The sequence below is a fragment of the Rhizobium sp. 11_C7_N12_5 genome (assembly GCF_051811145.1).
In the GTDB taxonomy this organism is placed as follows: domain Bacteria; phylum Pseudomonadota; class Alphaproteobacteria; order Rhizobiales; family Rhizobiaceae; genus Rhizobium; species Rhizobium lusitanum.
Genome location: NZ_JBPWPY010000001.1, coordinates 184,276 through 204,602, shown reverse-complemented (window position 1 = coordinate 204,602; position 20,327 = coordinate 184,276). Strand labels below are relative to the sequence as shown.

Sequence of the window (20,327 nt, the reverse complement as noted above, 5' to 3'; positions counted from 1 at the left end):
ACGATTCGTCAAAGACCTGATGGCTTTGTGCCGTGCAGCGAAAATAGAAATCGAAACTTGTGCGAACGTTTCGTCGGGCCGAAAAGCAGGAAAAAACCCGGTGTAAATTAGAGAAAATTACAAAAGAAAAGCAGCATTCACCGTGGCCGGCTTCGATCAGAAGAAATCGAAATCGCCGGCGGCCTTCGCCATGGGTTGGGAGTGCGCATGGAAACTGCCCCCGCCGAGCGCCTTTTGCATTTCCGTCAGCTTGACCAGGCTCAAGGCCGTCGCAAGATCGACCGTCCAGCCCTCCGGCATGGCGCCTGCAATCGTGTCGATGAATTCAGCGATGCCGCGCGTCTTCTGGACGGCGAGATCGATACCCTGGATGACCTTCATCGTGTCGGGCGATTCGAGCACGTTGATACCACTGATGTCGAGCAGTTGCGGTTCGATGCGTTCGATCAGATAGGCGACGTCATGCAATTCGGAAACAATGCGCAGAAGGATGGCCGGAAGCGTTTCCTCGATGGTGGACGTTTCGGCACGCTGGAAGGGGGTCATGCAGTAGCCTCGCTGATCAGAAAAACTCGATCGTGTTGTCGACCGGCTTGGGTGCAACAACCGGACGCTGCTCGAGCGCCACGGTCTTCTGCGTCTCTGCGCCGGTTAGCGGATATTGCCTGGCACGTCCGGAGATCGGCCAATATTCGATCTTGCGCCCATGCTCGCCGCCCGTGCTGGAGCCGACAACCGGGATACCTTCGTCTTTCAGAAACTGCATGGCGAAAGCCGCATTCTGCTCGCCGACATTGGAAAAGGTCGCGATCGTCTTGGCGCCGCCGAAGACCTTAGCCTCCAGCCGATCACGCCGCGCGCCCTTTTTCAGGAGGCCGTTGATCAGAAGTTCCATCAGGTGCACGCCGTAACGCGTCGCATCGCCACCGCTCATCGGCGAAGTCGCCATTCCCGGGAGGAGGAAATGGTTCATGCCGCCGACGCCAGCGACCGGATCACGCAGGCAGGCCGCCACGCACGAGCCGAGGATGGTCGCCAGCACCACGTCCGGATCGCTGACAACCTTGTACTCACCCTGGATGATGTGCATGCGACGGACCGCACCCTCAGCAATCATTTCAGCGCTCCGAACACGGCCTCGATGGCCGCTTTCATTTTCTCCATGGTGAAAGGCTTGGCCAGAACGTTGTTGGCCCCGAGTTGTGCCGCCTTCTGAACCAAAGCGCGGTCGCCTTGCGCCGTCAGGATGATGAAGGCCGCCTTCTTGGTCGCCGGATTGTTGCGGACGGCCTGAAGAAGGCCGAGCCCATCCATCTTGGGCATGTTGAAATCGGAGATGACCAGATGATGCGGCTGCTGCTGCATGATCTTCATCCCCTGTTCGCCGTCACCGGCAGCCGTGATCTGCTTGAACCCGAGCTGCGTCAGCGCGTCACTCAACAAGAGGCGGCTGGTGACCTGATCGTCGACGATCAGAACTTTGATTTTCTCCGCTAGAGACATTATTCGCTCCCTTCCTTTCGGGCGGCTGTTATTTTCAAAATTTCCTCGCCAATGGCGTTCAGCGGAAACTGTTGTTCGACGGCACCAAGCTCGTAGGCGACCCTCGGCATCCCGTAGACCACGCAGGTCTTTTCATTCTGGCCGATGGTGCGCGCGCCGGCATGACGCATCTTGAGAAGACCGGAGGCGCCGTCGCGCCCCATGCCGGTCAGGATCACGCCGACGGCATTGCGGCCCGCCAGTTCGGCGACGGAATCAAAGAGCACGTCGACGGAAGGGCGATGGCCATTCACCGGCCCACCGTCTGCCAGACGGCAATGGGGTGCCGAAGCGTTGGCGACCCGCAGGTGCCTTTCGCCGCCGGGCGCCAGATAGATCTTGCCTATTTCAAGCCGTGCCCCGTCGGTCGCCTCCTCCACGACAGGCGCACAGAGGCGGTTCAGCCGCTCGGCAAAGCTGCGCGTGAAGCTCGGAGGCATATGCTGGGTGATGACGGTCGGCGGGCAGTTGGCCGGAAATTTCTGCAGCACGTTGATCAATGCCTCGACGCCGCCGGTGGACGAGCCGATGGCGACGATCTTGCGGCCGACGCGGAAATCGGCAACGGCCGGCGGCGGCGTACGGCTGGCGGCGGGCTTGACATATTGCCGCTGCGAGCGGGCGGCGGCCTTCACCTTCTCCGCCAGGTCGCCGAAGGGGTGCGGCTCGCCCGGGGAGGGCTTTCCGACACAATCGAACGCACCGATTTCCAGCGCGGCGAGCGTCGCATCCGCCCCGCGATGTGTCATTGTGGATACCATGATGACCGGCATGGGCCGCAGCGTCATGATCTTTTCCAGAAAATCGAGGCCGTTCATGTTCGGCATCTCGATATCGAGCGTGACGACATCCGGATTGAGCGCCTTGATCGCAGCGCGTGCTTCAAGAGCATCGCCGGCCTGACCGATGACGTCGACCTCCGGATCGGAGCGCAGTACAGCGGTGATCAGGCCACGCATGGTCGGGGAATCGTCGACCACGAGAACACGGGCAGCGGCGCTCATGACTTTCTCCCCGCGTTTTTACCGAGATAGCGGTAGGTCGTAATGCCGACATTGTCGAAGAGATGTTTCGCCTCGCCGGCAACCCGCTCGGAATGGCCGATATAGAGGTGGCCGCCCTCCTGCAGCTGTCCGGCAAAGCGCGACCAGATCTTCACCTGTGTCGGTTCGTCGAAATAGATGACGACGTTGCGGCAGAAGATGACGTCGAAGGCACCCTTGAGGGGCCACTGCGCCATCAGGTTCAGCTCGTTGTAGGTGATCAGCCGCTTGACGCGATCGTCGATCTGGAACTTGCGTCGCCCCTGAACATCAACATCCTGGAACCATTGCTTGCGCATGGCAGGCGAGATCGTCTCGAGGGCTGCTTCGTCATAGGCGCCTGCGCGGGCCAGACTGAGGATCTTGGGGTCGATATCCGTCGCCAGAATCTTGAAATCGAAGTCCGCGGCATTCGGCATGAGCGCCAGAACCGTCAATGCTATCGAATAGGGCTCCTGCCCGTCGGAACAGGCAGCCGACCAGATCCGCACACGGCCTCCGGCCTTGGCGCGGGCGAGGAGACCAGGCAGAACCTCATCGCGAAGATGATCGAAATGATGATTTTCCCGGAAGAAACGGGTGAAATTGGTCGTCAGATGCGACAGCATCTCGCGCCGTGCAGCGCTTCCCGCCGGAGAGGAAACCAGCAGGCAATAGTCTCTGAAGCCCCGCAGGCCCAGCGCACGAATATGCTTCGACAGCCGTGAATAGACCAGCGACGCCTTGCTTTCGTTGAGGGAAATGCCCGCATCCGCATAGATCATGGCGGCGATCTCGGCGAGATCGCGCCGGGTCAGCGGATATTCGCCGCTGGCCAGGACCTCGTCTGGCGATGCCTTGAGATCTATTGCTCCCATCACGCTCATGCAGCTTCGCTTTCGTTTTCAGGAAACAGGGCTTCCAGTTCGATCAGGCAGATCATGCGGCGCTCGATTGCGACGATGCCGCGCGCGAACTGCCGCTCATGGTCCGAGGAGACTTCCGGTGTCGGTTGGATATTGTCGGTCGTGATCGTCAGTATGTCGGACACGGCGTCGACCAGAAGGCCGACGACCTTTCGCTTGACCTGCGCCACGATGATGACATGCCGCGCAGTCAGTTCCGCACGCTTCATGCCGAGCCGGGCCGAGAGATCGACGATCGGCAGCACCGCGCCACGCAGGTTGATGACGCCAAGCATGTAGGCAGGTGCATGCGGCATCGCTGTAGCCGGTGTCCAGCCGCGAATTTCGCGAACCGACATGATGTCGATGCAAAATTCCTGGTCGCCGATCCGGAAGGCGATCAGCTCGCGGTCTTCCCGGGTCAGGTTCTTGACGGCATAGGACATAGACTTACCCCACCGCTGCGTAAGACATCTCGGCCTTCAGCGACTGGCCACGCGAAGCGCCGACCACCGCATCGACATCGAGGATCAAGGCGACGCGGCCATCGCCGAGGATGGTCGCGGCCGCAATGCCGGGCACATGCGTATAATTGGCTTCAAGGCTCTTGATGACGACCTGACGCTGACCCTGAATGGCATCGACCATGAGCGCACGCTGACCGCCGCCTTCCGATTCGACCAGCAGTGCGACACCCTCGACCGGATTGGCCTGTGTGGCGCGGAAATTCAGGATGCGCCCGACATCGACCAACGGGCAGAAGCTGTTGCGGATCGAGATCAGGCGATGGTTCGCGCCGAAGGAATGGATGGCGGCGGCCTCCGGCTGCAGCGTCTCGACGATCGCGGTCAGCGGCACGACCAGGGTCTGGCCGGCAACCGTCACCACCATGCCGTCGAGGACGGCAAGCGTCAGCGGCAGGCTCATGGTGAAGACCGAGCCCTGCCCCGGCTTGGAGGTGATGTTGATGCGGCCGCCGAGCGCCTGGATCGAGCGCTTGACCACGTCCATGCCGACACCACGTCCCGAGATGTCGGAAATTTTGTCGGCGGTCGAAAAGCCTGGCAGGAAGATCAGGTTGTCGATCTCCTCGTCGGAAAGATTGGCGTCGGCCGCGATCAGATCATTGTCGATGGCCTTCTGGCGCACCTTTTCGCGGTTGATGCCGGCGCCGTCGTCGGCAAGCTCGATCAGGATGCGGCCCGAACGGTGCTTTGCCGTCAGGCGGACGGTGCCTTCCGGGTTCTTGCCGAGCGTCTCGCGCTTTTCAGGGGTTTCGATGCCGTGGTCGACGGCATTGCGGATCATGTGGGTCAGCGGTTCGGCGAGCTTGTCGATGACTGTCTTGTCGACCTCGGTGTTCTCGCCCTCGGTGATCAGACGGATCGACTTGCCCGTCATGTCGGCGATTTCGCGCACGATACGCGACATGCGCTGGAACACCGGCTTCACCGGCTGGGCGCGGATCGCCATGACGCTGTCCTGGATCTCGCGGGTGAGCTGCTGCAGCTCTTCGAGGCCCATGTTGATCGAGGACGTGCCATTGTTGTCGTTTTCGATGACGCTCTGGGACAGCATGGCCTGGTTGATGACGAGCTCACCCACCAGGTTGATCAGTCGATCGACGCGGTCGAGGTCGACGCGAATGGTCTGTCCCGCAGCGGCGGCAGCGCTGTTCTGCGCGGCGGCGGCGTTGGCAGCGGCGGCAGCGGCCAGGGCCGCTTCCTTCTTTTCGACGCGAGCGGCGACAGCGGCAAGCTGGGTAACGTTGCTGGCGGTTTCAGCCGCCGCAACGGCCGCGGCCGCATCGCTCTTCGGCAGCGGTGCTTCCTCGATCGGCTCGGCTTCCGGCTCGGTGCTCTCCTCATCGAGGATGGAAAGATCGAAGGGCACCGGCACCATCGGCAATTCTTCGTTACCGGAAGGCCCGGCGGCATCTTCGACCTGCCGGACATCAAGGTCGCAATCCCATTCGGCAAATTCGAAGACGGTGCGAATGGCATCCTCGCCCTTGTCCGTCTTGATCGAGATCGTCCACTTGAAATAGGCCGCTTCCGGATCGAGTTCGGGAAGACCCGGCAACTCATCTACGTCGCAATAGATGCTCATCTCGCCCAAGCGCGCGAGATCGCGCAGCAGCAGCGTGGCATCGTTGCCCTTGGCGTAGAGATCGGAGCGCGGGCGGAAGCTCACTTCGTATTCCGGTACGGCGCCAGCGGCCTCGTCGGCACCGAAGTCATCATCGAAGCTGAAGGGGATCGGCTGGAAGCCGCTGTCATCCGTCGGCGCGGGCGCGGGTGTGGCGGCCTTCGGAGCCGCCTCGGCGACAACAGCGGCGGATGGTGCCGGCAGGACACCGTGCGCCAGCGCCTCCAGCTCCTTGACCAGGCCCCGGCTGCGCGCCTGATCGACACTGCCGCCGTCGCGGGCGGCATTGGTCAGGTCGGCCAGAACGTCGGCGGCCTTGAGCATGACCTTCAAGACATCCTGAGTCGGCTCCAGCTTGTTGGATCGAACGCAATCGAGCGTGGTCTCGAAGACGTGGGCGAATGCGACCAGATCGTCCAGACCGAAGGCCCCCGCCCCACCCTTGATGGAATGAACAGCTCGGAATACGGCATTGACGGTTTCCGGGTCGCGGTCGCCATCATTCATTTTCAGGAGACCGGATTCCAGTTCGGCGAGTTGCTCTTCGCACTCCTGGAAGAAAATCTCTTTGATTTCGTTCATATCCATGAGGGGTGAATCCTGTTTAAGCGGTTACACGCTCGATGGCATCGATCAGCTTGGCGGGATCGAACGGCTTGACGATCCAGCCGGTCGCACCGGCCTGGCGGGCACGGTTCTTCTTTTCAGCATCGCTCTCGGTCGTCAGCACGAGGATCGGAACGGCGCGGTATTTGTCGTTGCGGCGCACGCCCTCGATGAAGCCGAACCCGTCGAGGCGCGGCATGTTGATGTCGGTGACGATGACGTCCGGGTTGGCTTCTTCCAGAATCTCCAGGCCCTCGACACCGTCTTCGGCCTGAATGGTCTCGAAGCCCGCATTGTTGAGGGTGACGAGAAGCATGTTTCGAATGGTCCGTGAGTCATCCACGGTCAGAACTTTTTTCTTCATTGCCGGATCTCCTTGGCAAGCAGATGGGAGATATCCACCCCGATCACCTGCATCGTTTTCTGAAATGCGTCCGACACCTTGGAGAAAGTGAAGGACAGCTTGTCTTCATTCCACGTCTTGGCAGCGGCCATGATGACCTGAACGCACAGGGCCCCGATCCTCTCGACGCCGGACGCATCAATCACGACATTGCTGCCGCGCAACCCCATCAACTTGCCGCGAAGTGCCGCGGCCTCGTTGAGGTCCAGCACCGCGGCCAGACTGACTGCCTTTTCGCTTTTCCTACTCCGCATCGCTTCATTCCTTAGTTGTCTGAAATCGGGCCTGACGGCCCGCATGCGCATAAAACAGAGACATCAATAGGCATTCCGCTCGCCTCCCAGGCCGATCCTGCGAAGCGGAAAATCGAATTCGGACACATCGTCCTCATCCCGCCGGGCAACGAACTCGTCGCGACCGGGAAGCTGGCGCTGGCGCGCGGCCGCCACCTGCACCGGCGCGGCAGCATGGCGCCGTTCGCGTTCGATGCGGAATTCACGGATCGTCCGGCCAAGCTCGACGACGACGGTCTGCAAATGATCGGCACCTTCGTGCGCGCGGCTTGCAAGGCTTTCCCCCGCAGCGGCGCGTTGGCTGAAGCCCCCGATATCGGTCGTGACCGAATGCAGGCCGACGGCCTGGTCATCGCTGGCCGTCGCGATCCCGGAGATGACGTCATTGATGTCGGTCACCTGGCGAACGATGCTGCCGATCGCGTCCTGCGTACGGCCGACCATCTGCACGCCGGCATCCACCTGTGCCTTGGTGCCGGTCACCAGAACCTTTATCTCGCGGGCGGCATCGGCGGAACGCTGCGCCAGGGCGCGAACTTCCTGCGCGACAACGGCAAAACCGCGACCGCTGTCGCCGGCGCGGGCGGCTTCGATGCCGGCATTCAGGGCGAGCAGATTGGTTTGGAAGGCGATCTCGTCGATGACACCGATGATCTGACCGATCTTTTCGGCCGAGGTCTCGATATCCGACATGGCCGATATGGCCTGGCCGACAATCCGGCCACTGTCTTCCGCAGCCACCCGGGTAGAAGCGGCGGCGCGTTCGGCCGAGCGCGTATTGGCCGCATTGCCACGCACCTGATCGGCCAGTTCAGCGAGCTGCCGCGCGGACGCTGCAAGCCCTTGCGACTGTTCTGCCGAAGCCTCGGCGAAGGATCTGGATGCGCGGGCGATGGCGTCCGTTGCGGTCTCCGCCGCCTGAACACCACCGGACAGAGCGGCAAATTGCTGCTGGATGTCGTCGAGAGCTGCGTTCAGGGCCTCGGCCACTTCCGCATAGGCTTCGGGACAATCCATGGGCAGGCGAACCGTCAGGTCGCGCACGGCAAGACCGTTGACGACTTCCGCAATGAGGTCGGCCGCCTCGGCGCGATCGGCAGCCCGCTGCTCGGCAAGCGCGCGCTGGTGGCCGACACGCAATTCATTGAACCGAAGCGACACCGCAATCTCGACATCCACCATGACGAGGCGAATGACGGCGGCGACGAGCTCGCTCAGTTCCCGGGCACGACGTTTGCTTCCCGGCAGGATGGCGCGGGCGCCCATCTCGTCGATGATGCCGGCAAGCATATGCTCCAGAACCACCCCGTGGCCCGCGACATGCCAGCGCGGATCGAGCCCCATCTTGCTTTCGCTGTCGGAGAGAACCTTGACACGCTCGGCATAGAGACTGTCGAAGCGCGCATCCGTCAGCACGTCCCAATGCGAGGTTTGCAGATCCTGAAGCCGTTGGAGCTGGCTTTCACTCGTAAAATTGCGGGCGGCGTCCGGAAAGCTTTGGAACCGATGGAAGAGATCGCGAAGGCCAGCCTTGAGATGAGCTTCGAGCATCGGTCGGTTGCGGCGCAAGGTTTCGCATTGTCCGGCGTCGAGGCCAGCAAAACGCAAGCGGTCGCGAAGGCTGCCAGCCTGCGCCCTACCTGCCTGATCTGACGGCGAATCCTGCGCCAAAATCGTCCTCGCAACTGCCGCGCGCCCAAGCGCTGGCGAAACCGCTGATGATCCGCGCCGGACGCTATGAGGAGGCGAGAAAGGGGCCCTTAGCCTTCGATCGTGTGATCTAGGCGCTGAAGCTCGCTCGTTCATCAAAGTCTTTTGCGGACCTGTCTGATGAGATGGATACCGGATCTACACGGTACGGCGGGGCGGCTTCATGCCTGGTGAGAACGAGTCACAATTTTCCCATTCCGACGTTCAAGCTCAATGTTTATGGTTAATTCCTTGCCCGAAGGTTAATGACATCACGCCGAGCGTCCTGTTTCGAATAGCCCTAATTTAGCGATGCGCTTCATGAACGTTCAGCCGACTGAAAAAAGCTGCCGATCGCAAGTCACGAGCAAGCTTCATGCCCTACTGCTGAAGGCATAGACACCTTCGATGTCGATACGGAGAGAGCAATGATTGTTCTTGGTTTGACCGCTTCGCTGATGGCCAGCCTGACGCTAGCGGCGTTCATGCTTCTATGCCGCATAGAACAGGCGCGCGGCAAGACCGCATCTCGCGTCCTTTAGGGAAGACCTACCCGGTATCTCGGACGCAAAAATCGGCCGCGGAGCCTTTTGGAGGCGGCGGCAACGGGCGTCTCGCCATCTTTCCCGGCCGTCGGGAGCTAGCATTGAGCTTGATAGTTCCGTATTAAGCCCCACGACCCGGCACCGAGATCCATCAGTCAATGCCCGATACGACCCATTCCCGAACAGACACCCAGAAACTTTCGCTGGGGCTCGGTCTTGCAATCATCTTCGGTGTCACGCTTTGGCGCGTGATCATGTTGCTGCTCAACAGGACGGACCTGTTCGTCGACGAGGCGCAATATTGGTTCTGGGGTCAGAACCTGGACTTCGGCTATTATTCCAAGCCGCCGATGATCGCCTGGGTCATCCGCTTCTTCAACACCATATCGGGATCGGATTCGACATTCTGGATCCGCGTATCGGCGCCGCTCTTTCATCTCGCCACCGCCCTGATGCTGATGCGCACGACACGGCGGCTGATCGACGGAGACGCCGGGCGCGATATCGAGCCCTGGGTCGGCGTGATCTTCATCACCCTGCCTGCCGCCTCGCTCTCGGCCGTGCTGGTATCGACAGACACGATCCAGATCCTGTTCGTGACAATTGCGATCTGGGCTTTTCTCGGCCTCACGAAGCGCTCCTCTGTTCTCGAGGCGCTGATCCTGGGTATCAGCCTCGGCATAGCCTTTCTGACCAAATATTCGGTACTCTTCCTGCTGCCGGGCGTCGGCATCGCCATGCTGACGCTGCGCTCCGCCCGCATCGCCTGGCGCGACGTCGCAATCGCTGCCATTGCGGGCGCCATCGTCGTTGCGCCCAATCTGTGGTGGAACGTCACCCATGGAGCGGCGACCGTGCGCCATACGCAAACCATCGCCCATTGGGGCACGGGCGGCGGCAACGGCGGGCTGCTGAAACATGTGTTGAGCGCACTCGGTTTCGTCGGGGCGCAGTTCGGCGTGGTCGGGCCGGTCGTCTTCTATGCCATGCTGTGGGCCGGGTGGCGGCTGATCCGGGGCCAGAGCGACGACCGGGAAAAGCTGCTGTTCTGGTTTTCCGTTCCGGTGGTGGCCCTGATCACCCTGCAGGCCCTTTTCGCCAAGGCCTATGCCAATTGGGCTGTTACCGCCTATGTCGTCGGCATCATCCTCGCCGTCTGGCTGCTCTATCGGCTGACGAAAAAGGGATTGGTGACCTCATTGATCATCGGTGGCGTCGTTGCCTTCGTCATCCCGATCCTGACTGTCTTCGCCTATGACATCAAGCTGCCCAACGGCGATCTGGTCATGAAGCGCTATATCGGCCGCAGCGCCATCAGCCTGGAAATCGCCGACATCGCAACAATGGCGAAGACACCGGATATCGTCGGCGAAGACCGCGATATTCTCGCCGATCTCTTCTATACGCTGAAGGGCAAGCCGTTCCACATCTATGCGCGCAACTTCGGCGGCTTCCCGAAAAGCTATTACGAGCAGAATTTCTCTCTTCCAGCGACCGTGACCGGCAGCGTGCTCTATGTCTCCGACGATCCGTTCGACTGTGTCGGGGGCCAAGCGGAGCTGATCAAGAGCTGGTCGCCCGATCTCGGTGACATGAAGGGAAAGACGCTCTACGCCTATCGCGTCCCGGCGAGCTGCCTGTCGCCCAAATCCTAGAGCGGTTACGCGTTTCACGGAATCGCCCGACCGCTCTATGCTATTGTTTTTACGCAATTCCGGACGGAAAACCGCTACGCACTTTCCTGGAATTGCTCTAATCGCGAATGACAGGCACGCGCGGGCAAAGCCCCCAGCCGAGACCCGGCATCTCCGTGAAAACGACGCCGCCTTCCTCGAAGGCGAGGCGCAGTTGTGCCTCGGTCGCCCGGTGGATTTCGTGATGGCCGCCTTCATAGTCGCGTATCGTGCTTCGCGATACGCCAGCCTTCTCCGCTATGTCCGATTGAGTCCAATCGAGCAGGCCACGTGCCGCGCGACACAGCGCCGGGGTCAGAATCATTGGTTTCATGCCTTGATTCACGATCAAAAACCAACCATATTGGTCAACATAAACCAAATTATAGCATAATCGCACAGGATTTCCAGCATCGAGGAGACGGCAATGCCACATGACACGCCCTTGATTTCGACCATCGTCATAGGCCTTGTCCTGGCATTCATCCTCGGCGCCATCGCCAACCGGTTCAAACTGCCGCCGCTGGTGGGATATCTCATCGCCGGCGTGCTGGCCGGCCCGCATACGCCGGGCTTCGTTGCCGACCAGAACCTCGCGCCGGAACTGGCGGAAATCGGCGTCATCCTTCTGATGTTCGGCGTCGGCCTGCATTTCTCGCTGAAGGATCTCCTGTCGGTGCGCGGCATCGCCGTTCCCGGCGCAATCGTCCAGATAGGCTTTGCCACCCTGCTCGGCTGGGGCCTCGGCACACTGATGGGATGGCCACTCGGCGGCAGCCTGGTGTTCGGCCTTGCGCTTTCGGTCGCTTCGACGGTTGTGCTTCTGAAAGCCCTGCAGGAGCGGCGGCTGGTCGAGACCGAGCGGGGCAAGATCGCAGTCGGCTGGCTGATCGTCGAAGACCTCGCGATGGTTCTGGCTCTCGTGCTCATTCCGGCCGCGGCCAGCATTTCCGGTAACGGCCACGGCAGCGTCGAACCGCTGTCAGCCGGCTTGAGCCGGCTGCTCGGCCTCGATCTCGGCATCACCGGCATCATCGGGGTGACGCTGCTCAAGGTCGCGGCTTTCGTCGGCCTCATGCTGGTTGTCGGGCGCCGGGTCATTCCCTGGATCCTCCACCGCATCGCTCACACCGGTTCGCGCGAACTTTTCCGCCTCGGCGTCCTCGCCATCGCGCTCGGTGTCGCCTTTGGCGCGGCAAAGCTCTTCGGCGTCTCGCTCGCGCTCGGCGCCTTCTTCGCCGGCATGATCCTTTCGGAAAGCGAGCTCAGCCACAGGGCAGCACAGGAAAGCCTGCCGCTGCGCGATGCCTTCGCCGTGCTCTTCTTCGTTTCCGTCGGCATGCTGTTCGACCCCAATATCCTGATCGATAATCCGCTGCCGTTGCTTGCGACCGTATTCATCATCGTCATCGGCAAATCGGTCGCCTCGTTCGTTATCGTGCTCGCCTTCCGCAAGCCGATGAGTACGGCATTGATCATCTCCGCCAGTCTGGCGCAGATCGGCGAATTCTCCTTTATCCTCGCTGCCCTCGGCGTCGAACTCGGTCTGCTGCCGAGCGAAGGGCGCGACCTCATTCTCGGCGGCGCGATCATCTCGATCATCCTGAACCCTCTTGCCTTCATCGCCTGCGACTGGCTGCGCAAGATGCTGGACGCCAGGCGGCAGGGCGGCGAGACACCCGAAAGCGGAGAGCAGGCGGCTGTGCAGGCCGATAAGGCGGCGACCGTCGAGCCATCGCCCATTCCTGCCGAACAGCCAGCTGCCGCCGAAGTCGATGAAGAGTTGCGCAGGGTCACCATGACCGGTCACGCCGTGCTGATAGGCTATGGCCGGGTCGGCAGCATCGTCGGCGAGAATCTGAAATCGTCTGCTACGCCCTTCGTCGTCATCGAGGATTCCGAAAAGCGGATCGGCGAGCTCAAGCAGGCAGGGATCGAAGCGATCTACGGCAATGCCGCCTCGGCGCTGGTGCTGGGATATGCCAATATCGCCGCAGCCCGCAGCCTGGTCATCGCCATTCCCAACGCATTCGAAGCCTGCAGCATCGCCGAGCAGGCTCGGGCGATCAACCCTCCGCTGCTGATCGTCGCACGGGCGCATTCCGATATCGAGATCGACGTGCTGAAGCAATACGGCGCCGATACCGTCATCATGGGAGAGCGAGAAATCGCGCTTGGCATGGTTGACCGGCTCGCGCAAGTGCATCATGACAGGCCGCACTATGAAGACGCGGAGCGTCCTGATATCATGACCGAACCGCCGGAGCCCGCGCCGGCAAAGGAATGAAGGCATCTTTTACCGTTGAACCCGCTCGAATTCGGCGCCGCCGACAGCGAAGATAAGGACAACAGGACGCACCGCGCCGGAGCGCGCGTGATCGCCTCGCTGTTCCTCGCCTTCTTCGCTTATCTCGGGCTGGCGCTTGGCGGCGGCATCAACCTTGCCGCTCGCTCGGATGCAGATGCGCTTTCTTCCGGTAAGGACAATCAACCCCTTTACCTTTCGCTGCGGGACCCGGTTCGCGGCATGGTGGTCGCCGATCGCACGGCTCTGCCGAAAGCCACCTGGCATGATATTGGGCCCGCGACGCTCGCGACCGCTCCATCGTTCCGACTTCTCATCGATCTCTGGCAGCCGCGCGATCGCAATGACGTCACGCAGCCTGAAATCCTGGCATTTCGCGCCTATCTCGCGCGCGCCCCGCCGGTCGGCCTCATCTGACCGGTTAACGCGCCCTTTGGCGCATTCCCCGACATGACCTACGTCCGCCAGCGGCACCACCGCTGGCATCAGCGTATTTCCAAGGATAATACCCATGCGCACTTCACCATGGCTGGTGGCACTCTACTCGGTGATCATCGTGCTTGGCATTCTCGTTGCCTTGCCGAACGTACTTCCGCAGTCGGCTCTCAGCAAAATCCCAAACTGGCTGCCGCATAGCCAGGTACCGCTCGGCCTCGACCTTCGCGGCGGCTCCTATCTCGTCCTCGAAGTCGACGAGAAGGACCTGACGAATGGCCGGCTGCAATCGCTGCAGCAGGATTCGCGCCGCGTTCTGCGCGACAAGAACATCCAGACCCGCTCGATCATCCGCAACGGCAACCAGGTCGTCGTAACACTCACCGATCCCACGCAAAGCGGCGATGCGGTGACGCAGTTGCAGACGCTTGCCAACACGGTCACCTCGGGCCTCTCCGCCGGCCAGTCAGACCTGACGATCGCCCCGAACGGCGGCACGATCACTATGTCCTTCTCGCAGGCCGGTATCGCCAGCAATGTCGATTCCGCCGTCCAGCAGAGCCTTGAAGTCATCCGCAAGCGCGTCGACCAAGTGGGCGTTGCCGAACCGACCATCCAGCGCGTCGGCCCGAACCGCGTTCTCGTGCAGCTTCCGGGCGCACAGGACCCGTCGCGCCTGCGCGAGCTGCTCGGCTCGACCGCGAAGATGTCCTTCCACCTGCTTGCCGACAATGCCGATCCGAACAATCCCGGTCCCGGCGTCACGATCCTCAAGGATGAGCAGGGCAACAGCTATCCGGTCCTCGACCGTATCGAACTGTCCGGCGACCGCCTGACGGACGCCCGCGTGAGCTTCGATCCGAACACGCATGAGCCGCTCGTCACCTTCCGTTTCGACAGCGCCGGTGCCAACCGCTTTGCCGAAATCACCCGCGAAAATGTCGGCAAGCCTTTCGCCATCGTCCTCGACAACAAGGTGCTGAGTGCACCGAATATTCGTGAGCCGATCACCGGAGGTTCGGGCCAGATCTCCGGCAACTTCACCGCCGACAGCGCTACCACGCTCGCAGCCCTGCTGCGCGCCGGCGCGCTCCCGGCCAAATTGACCGTCATCGAAGAACGCACCGTCGGCGCTGACCTCGGCGCCGATGCGATCCAGAAGGGCATCTATAGCGGCCTGGTAGGCTTCGTCTTGGTTGCCGCCTTCATCTTCGTGCTTTATGGCGCCTGGGGCATTCTCGCGAATTTTGCACTGCTCGTTCACACGATCCTGACCTTCTCGGCCCTGACGCTGGTCGGCGCCACGCTGACGCTGCCCGGCATCGCCGGCATCGTCCTCGGTATCGGCCTTGCGGTTGATGCCAACGTTCTCATCAACGAGCGTATCCGCGAAGAAACCCGCAAGGGCCGCGGCGCCTTCGCCGCCATCGATAACGGCTTCAAGAAGGCTTATTCGACGATTATCGACGGCAATATGACGGCCCTGATCGCGGCCGCCATCCTGTTCTACTTTGGCTCCGGCCCGGTTCGCGGCTTTGCCGTGACCATGGGGCTCGGCCTCATTATCTCGATGTTCACCTCCGTCGCCTTCGTGCGCGTCGTGATGATCGCCATCACCCGTCGCCGCAAGCTGAAGGTGCTCAACATCAGGCCGCTGATCCCCTTCAGCCCCTATGACAGGCACATTCACTTCATGAAGGCCCGCTTCTTTGGCGTCACCGTCTCGGCGATCCTGTCGATCGCCTCGGTGGTGCTATTCATCCATCCAGGCCTCAACTACGGCGTCGATTTCCGCGGCGGCATCCAGATGTCGGTCAAGACCAAGGACGCGGCCGACTTGTCGACGTTCCGCCAGGGGCTGAACACACTCGGCCTCGGCGAAATCTCACTGCAGTCTTTCGGCGACAACAACAGCATCCTTGTCCGCGCCCAGCGCCAGGACGGCGGCGAAGAGGCACAGACAGCAGCGGTGACCAAGCTCAAGGCGGAAATCACCAAGATCGACCCAGCCGCGACCATTGAAGGCACCGATGTCATCGGTCCGAAGGTCTCGGGCGAGCTTGCCTGGGCCGGCATCCTGTCGGTCGTGATCGCCAGCCTGGCGATGCTCGTCTACATCTGGGTGCGGTTCGAATGGCCGTTCGCAGTCGGCGCAATCGTCACGCTGGTGCTCGACGTCACCAAGGCGATCGGCTTCTTCGCGATCACCGGCCTCGATTTCAACCTGACGGCCATCGCCGCGATCCTGACGCTTGTGGGATATTCGGTGAACGACAAGGTCGTGGTCTATGACCGCATGCGTGAAAACATGCGGCTCTACAAGTCGATGCCGCTGCGCGAGATCATCGACAAGTCGATCAACGAGACCCTGGCGCGAAGCCTCTATACCAACGCCACCGCCTTCCTGGCGCTGGTGCCGATGGCGATCTGGGGCGGCAGCGCCGTCTCCAGCTTCGCGATCCCGATGGTGTTCGGCATACTTGTCGCTGGCGCCTCGTCGATCTTCATCGCAGCACCCATCCTGCTCTTCCTCGGCGACTGGCGCCGCCGTCACGCCAAGACAGTTGCCAACGACGAGAAGCCGGCGGACGGCAAGTCCGGCAAGGATAATAAGCAGATCCCCGCCGCGGAATAAGCGGCAGCGCGATTGGAACAGGACATGCCCGGCCTCCGGGCATGTCCACCGGCGTCCACACTGGACACCGGGGCGTTCTTTCCGTCCGGAATTGCGCAAAGCAAAAACATAGAGCGGTTAAGCGATTCAGTGAAACGCCTAGCCGCTCTAAGTCTTTTCCGGAGAAGTCCGGTCGATCACGGACATGATTTCGCGGACACGAGAGCCGCTTCAGCAATCATATCGACAGTGGATATGGAAGCGCTCTCGCCGGCTCCGGCGGGCCGATGGGGCGTGGTACCCTGCCGCGGTGACAGGTAATTCTGCAGGAGGCCACCATAGACGACAGCAACCCTGCCGATTTCCGATTTGGCGGAGGCATGTGCCAAAGCTTTGGGCGAGGCGTGCATGAAGCCGTTCAAAGCACCAAGGCTACTCGCCGATTTGGCTTTTGACGTCGAAGCATCGCTCGCCGATGCGTCCTGAGCGGAATTGTCGGCGTTTTTGCTATTTGCATGGCCACTGCCACTGCCATTGCCATTGCCGTTGCCAGCGCCATTGCCATTGTTGGCGAGAGCAGGAGAAGCGACAAGAACTGCGCCAAGCAGGATTGCGGAGACGGATCACGCGAGGAAATTTGTGTGATGTGTGATAAGCACGTGGTTCTCCCAACCAGACCCCTGCAACTTTCCTTTCATCGCTTCATGACTACGGATATGGCGGGAGATCGAGTCTCTAGATGGACGGCATATGCAATGGCAGCCCGGGTCGCGGCGCCGTTATCTTTTCCACAGCACCATTGTCCTGCTCGCTGACGAGCAAATGCTTGCCGTCGACAGTAAAGGCAATCTTGCCGGGCCGCGCGCCGTTCGTGCGGATATGGCCCGCCATCCTGCCCTCGGTATCGACAAGCGAAATTTCGCCCAATCCGTACATGGCGCAATAGAGCACGCCGCTGCGATCGAAAGCGATGCCGGCCGGCCCGCGCAACGCGTTGACGGTGGGCGATGTCATCGACTGCGCGAACATCTCCTGCCGCCCGCCGACGATCTGCCGATGAATTTTTCCGGTCAGGGTCTCGCTGTAATAGAGCAGCCCGTCGGCGCTGAAGGCGATGCCATTGGCAAGGAGCAAGCCCGCGGCTAGGACCCTGATGACGCGGCCTTCGGCGGGATCGATCTGATAGACGCAGCCATTGTAGGCCGCCTTGAAGAAATCCGGATGAATATGGCCGCCTTCGAGCAGATCGGCGGTGCGGATGCCCGAATCGGTCATGTAGAGCAAGCCGTCAGGCCCGAAAGCGAGATCGTTCGGATGGAGAAACGAGCCGTCCGCGCCACCTTCGATCACCTGCAGCACCCGGCCCTGCGGCGAGAGCCTGACGAGGGAATGCTCTGGGCCGTCGGTTATCCAGAAGCAGCCATCGCCGTCGATCGCAATCCCGGTCGGACGACCACCGATCCGACAAACTTCCCGATGCGCACCGCTAGTGTCGAAAAGCTTCAGACCGCGGCGGGTATGATCCATCTCAACGAGCGCGATGCGCCCATCCGGCAAAGCCACCAGTCCGCCCGGCAGATGCAGCCCAGTGGCGATCGTTTCGTTCATATTCTGAAACCTTCACTCAACGCACTGCTGAAACCCAAAACTCAAGATGAGCGCCATAATGATACATAAGCATGAGGATAGTCCTTTTCGAGCCATGCCTGACCAAATCCGGGTAGGATTCTTGCGCAAAAGATCACATCCCCAGCGAATCCCACAAATCTTGACAGGTTTAGGCAATTCGGAACATCCATAGAACGTCCGGATCATTTCGCCGATTCGATTCGTCGCGGATTTGCGCCTGGCGCGCCCTTCATCCGAGGCATTCAGGAGAGTTCATGAGCGCGGCCTATCTGGAAAAGCTGAACCCGGAGCAGCGACTGGCGGTGGAGCACGGCACAACGGCCGGCGACGGCCATGTCGCAGGGCCACTGCTTGTCATCGCCGGGGCCGGATCCGGCAAGACCAATACGCTTGCTCATCGTGTCGCGCATCTGATCGTCAAGGGCGCCGACCCGCGCCGGATCCTGCTGATGACCTTCTCGCGCCGTGCCGCCGCCGAAATGGGCCGCCGTGTCGAGCGAATCTGCCGCGAGGTGATCGGTGCCAATGCGGGTATTACAGCCGATGCGCTCGCCTGGAGCGGCACGTTTCACGGCATCGGCGCACGTCTTCTGAGAGATTATGCCGAGCAGATCGGGCTCGATCCGGCCTTCACGATCCACGACCGGGAAGACAGCGCCGACCTCATGAACCTCGCGCGCCACGACCTCGGCTTTTCCAAGCTCGAAAGCCGCTTTCCGACCAAGGCGACATGCCTTGCCATCTATTCACGCTCCGTCAATTCGGAAGCACCGCTCGCAGAGATGCTGCGCGACTTCTTCCCATGGTGCGCGACCTGGGAACAACAATTGCGCGATCTCTTCGCCGCCTATGTCGAGGCGAAACAGGCGCAGAATGTGCTCGATTACGACGATCTGCTGCTCTACTGGGCGCATATGCTTCAAGAGCCGCTGATCGCCGAGGATATCGGCGGTCGTTTCGACCATGTGCTCGTCGACGAATACCAGGATACCAACCGGCTGCAATCGTCGATCCTGCTGGCGCTGAAACCGGATGGCCGCGGCCTGACCGTTGTCGGCGACGATGCGCAATCGATCTATTCCTTCCGCGCGGCGACGGTGCGCAACATCCTCGACTTCCCGAAAGCCTTCACGCCCGCTGCCGATATCGTGACGCTCGACCGCAATTACCGCTCGACGCAGCCAATCCTCGCCGCCGCCAATGCTGTCATCGATCTTGCTTCCGAGCGCTTCACCAAGAATCTGCGCACGGAACGGCAGAGCGTCGAGCGACCGCGACTGGTGACGGTGCGCGACGAAAGCGATCAGGCGCGTTATGTCGCCGACGAAGTGCTGGAAAATCGCGAGGGCGGCACCAGGCTCAAACAGCAGGCGGTGCTGTTCCGCACCTCAAGTCATAGCGGGCCGCTGGAAGTGGAGCTTACCCGCCGCAATATCCCCTTCGTCAAATTCGGCGGGCTGAAGTTTCTCGACAGCGCCCATGTGAAGGACATGCTGGCCGCGCTGCGTTTCGCCCAGAACCCACGTGACCGGGTGGCGGGTTTCAGGCTGATGCAGCTTCTGCCCGGCGTCGGCCCCTCCACGGCGCAGCGCGTGCTCGACCAAATCGGCGAACATGCCAATCCGATCGCCGCCCTCGCCGAGCTTCCGACGCCGCCGCGCACGGGCGATGACTGGACCGTCTTCGTGGACACAATGCGAGACGTGAAGAGCGGCAAGGCCGGCTGGCCGGCGGAAATCGGGTTGGTGCGGCAATGGTACGAACCGCATCTGGAGCGGGCGCACGAGGATGCTGCGACGCGCCAGGCGGATCTCGTCCAGCTTGAGCAGATTGCCGCCGGCTATGGTTCGCGCGAGCGTTTTCTGACCGAACTGACGCTCGATCCGCCGGATGCCACCAGCGACCAGGCCGGCGTGCCGCTGCTCGACGAAGACTATCTGATCCTGTCGACCATCCATTCCGCCAAGGGGCAGGAGTGGACGAAGGTGTTCATCCTCAATGCCGTCGACGGCTGCATCCCCGCCGATCTCGCCGTCGGATCATCCGCAGAGATCGAGGAGGAGCGGCGCCTGCTCTATGTCGCGATGACGCGGGCCAAGGACAATCTCGATCTCGTCACGCCGCAACGGTTCTTCATTCACGGCCAGCATGCGCAGGGCGACAAGCATGTCTTTGCCTCGCGCACGCGCTTCATCCCGGCGACATTGCTGCAATTCTTCGAAGTCTGCGGCTGGCCTCAGGCGCGGGCGGAAAGCCCCGCCGCCATTCGAGCCCGGCAGGTGCGCGTCGATGTCGGCGCGCGCATGCGCGGCATGTGGCGGTGAGTTCAAGCTCATTCTTTGAGGCTGTTGCTCGGCAAAGAGCCCCTCGCCCTCGCCCGGCTCGCTGGGAGAGGGAACTATAGCGTAAAACAGCCTGCTCTCAGTCCGGTTGAAGTAGCATGGGGCATAATCCCCCTCTCCCCGCGAGCGGGGAGAGGGCCGGGGTGAGGGGCAATCCGGGCTTTCAACTCACTGGA

17 protein-coding genes are annotated in these 20,327 nt (G+C 61.5%); 5 read left to right on the top strand and 12 right to left on the bottom strand.

Annotated elements, in window-relative coordinates:
* Nucleotides 1–156: 156 nt before the first annotated feature.
* From cheT to AB8B29_RS00960, 10 genes are all read right to left on the bottom strand, one after another.
* Entirely contained in the window at nucleotides 157–546 is a 390-nt protein-coding gene (cheT, locus tag AB8B29_RS01005; protein WP_037203230.1) for a chemotaxis protein CheT, read from the bottom strand.
* A gap of 16 nt (nucleotides 547–562) precedes the next feature.
* Nucleotides 563–1,117 carry a chemoreceptor glutamine deamidase CheD gene (gene cheD / locus AB8B29_RS01000; RefSeq protein ID WP_037203228.1) on the bottom strand — a complete coding sequence of 185 codons (555 nt, stop codon included), beginning with the start codon at nucleotides 1,115–1,117 and terminating at the stop codon, nucleotides 563–565.
* On the bottom strand, nucleotides 1,114–1,503 hold the full coding sequence (locus AB8B29_RS00995) for a response regulator (RefSeq protein ID WP_037203226.1): 390 nt from the start codon (nucleotides 1,501–1,503) through the stop codon (nucleotides 1,114–1,116). Before AB8B29_RS00995 ends, cheD begins: the two co-directional genes overlap by 4 nt.
* Nucleotides 1,503–2,546, bottom strand: a complete 1,044-nt coding sequence (gene cheB, locus AB8B29_RS00990) for a protein-glutamate O-methylesterase CheB (RefSeq protein ID WP_037203225.1) — start codon at nucleotides 2,544–2,546, stop codon at nucleotides 1,503–1,505. The genes AB8B29_RS00995 and cheB overlap by 1 nt, the downstream gene beginning before the upstream one ends.
* Nucleotides 2,543–3,451 (bottom strand): protein-glutamate O-methyltransferase CheR, encoded by a 909-nt coding sequence (cheR, locus tag AB8B29_RS00985; protein ID WP_037203224.1) that lies wholly within the window; start codon nucleotides 3,449–3,451, stop codon nucleotides 2,543–2,545. The genes cheB and cheR overlap by 4 nt, the downstream gene beginning before the upstream one ends.
* On the bottom strand, nucleotides 3,448–3,915 hold the full coding sequence (locus AB8B29_RS00980) for a chemotaxis protein CheW (RefSeq protein WP_113118243.1): 468 nt from the start codon (nucleotides 3,913–3,915) through the stop codon (nucleotides 3,448–3,450). Before AB8B29_RS00980 ends, cheR begins: the two co-directional genes overlap by 4 nt.
* A gap of 4 nt (nucleotides 3,916–3,919) precedes the next feature.
* Nucleotides 3,920–6,205, bottom strand: a complete 2,286-nt coding sequence (locus AB8B29_RS00975) for a chemotaxis protein CheA (RefSeq protein ID WP_092575064.1) — start codon at nucleotides 6,203–6,205, stop codon at nucleotides 3,920–3,922.
* 16 nt (nucleotides 6,206–6,221) lie between these two features.
* Nucleotides 6,222–6,587 carry a chemotaxis response regulator CheY1 gene (gene cheY1, locus AB8B29_RS00970; RefSeq protein WP_034488652.1) on the bottom strand — a complete coding sequence of 122 codons (366 nt, stop codon included), beginning with the start codon at nucleotides 6,585–6,587 and terminating at the stop codon, nucleotides 6,222–6,224.
* Nucleotides 6,584–6,880, bottom strand: coding sequence for an STAS domain-containing protein (locus tag AB8B29_RS00965; RefSeq protein WP_037203221.1), 297 nt, complete (start codon nucleotides 6,878–6,880; stop codon nucleotides 6,584–6,586). Before AB8B29_RS00965 ends, cheY1 begins: the two co-directional genes overlap by 4 nt.
* A gap of 63 nt (nucleotides 6,881–6,943) precedes the next feature.
* Nucleotides 6,944–8,590, bottom strand: coding sequence for a globin-coupled sensor protein (locus tag AB8B29_RS00960; RefSeq protein WP_439006077.1), 1,647 nt, complete (start codon nucleotides 8,588–8,590; stop codon nucleotides 6,944–6,946).
* Between the two features lie 721 nt (nucleotides 8,591–9,311).
* On the opposite strand from AB8B29_RS00960, the gene AB8B29_RS00955 reads away from it, so the two are divergent.
* Nucleotides 9,312–10,808 carry an ArnT family glycosyltransferase gene (locus AB8B29_RS00955; RefSeq protein WP_439006075.1) on the top strand — a complete coding sequence of 499 codons (1,497 nt, stop codon included), beginning with the start codon at nucleotides 9,312–9,314 and terminating at the stop codon, nucleotides 10,806–10,808.
* A 97-nt stretch (nucleotides 10,809–10,905) separates the two neighbouring features.
* On the opposite strand, the gene AB8B29_RS00950 is transcribed toward AB8B29_RS00955, so the two are convergent.
* A complete protein-coding gene (locus AB8B29_RS00950) occupies nucleotides 10,906–11,151 on the bottom strand; it encodes a helix-turn-helix domain-containing protein (RefSeq protein WP_376774215.1) in 246 nt (81 codons plus the stop codon).
* Between the two features lie 102 nt (nucleotides 11,152–11,253).
* Here AB8B29_RS00950 and ybaL point away from each other — a divergent pair, with 102 nt between their 5' ends.
* The 3 genes from ybaL (at nucleotide 11,254) to secD (ending at nucleotide 16,201) form a co-directional block, all read left to right on the top strand.
* Nucleotides 11,254–13,113, top strand: coding sequence for a YbaL family putative K(+) efflux transporter (gene ybaL / locus AB8B29_RS00945; protein WP_037203213.1), 1,860 nt, complete (start codon nucleotides 11,254–11,256; stop codon nucleotides 13,111–13,113).
* Between the two features lie 15 nt (nucleotides 13,114–13,128).
* Nucleotides 13,129–13,548, top strand: a complete 420-nt coding sequence (locus tag AB8B29_RS00940) for a hypothetical protein (RefSeq protein WP_037203211.1) — start codon at nucleotides 13,129–13,131, stop codon at nucleotides 13,546–13,548.
* Between the two features lie 94 nt (nucleotides 13,549–13,642).
* A complete protein-coding gene (secD, locus tag AB8B29_RS00935; protein WP_037203210.1) occupies nucleotides 13,643–16,201 on the top strand; it encodes a protein translocase subunit SecD in 2,559 nt (852 codons plus the stop codon).
* A 714-nt stretch (nucleotides 16,202–16,915) separates the two neighbouring features.
* Here the strand turns inward: secD and AB8B29_RS00930 are convergent.
* Entirely contained in the window at nucleotides 16,916–17,788 is an 873-nt protein-coding gene (locus AB8B29_RS00930; protein ID WP_037203208.1) for an SMP-30/gluconolactonase/LRE family protein, read from the bottom strand.
* A gap of 275 nt (nucleotides 17,789–18,063) precedes the next feature.
* Between AB8B29_RS00930 and AB8B29_RS00925 the strand changes: the two genes are divergently transcribed.
* On the top strand, nucleotides 18,064–20,133 hold the full coding sequence (locus AB8B29_RS00925; RefSeq protein ID WP_037203207.1) for an ATP-dependent helicase: 2,070 nt from the start codon (nucleotides 18,064–18,066) through the stop codon (nucleotides 20,131–20,133).
* Nucleotides 20,134–20,327: the final 194 nt, after the last annotated feature.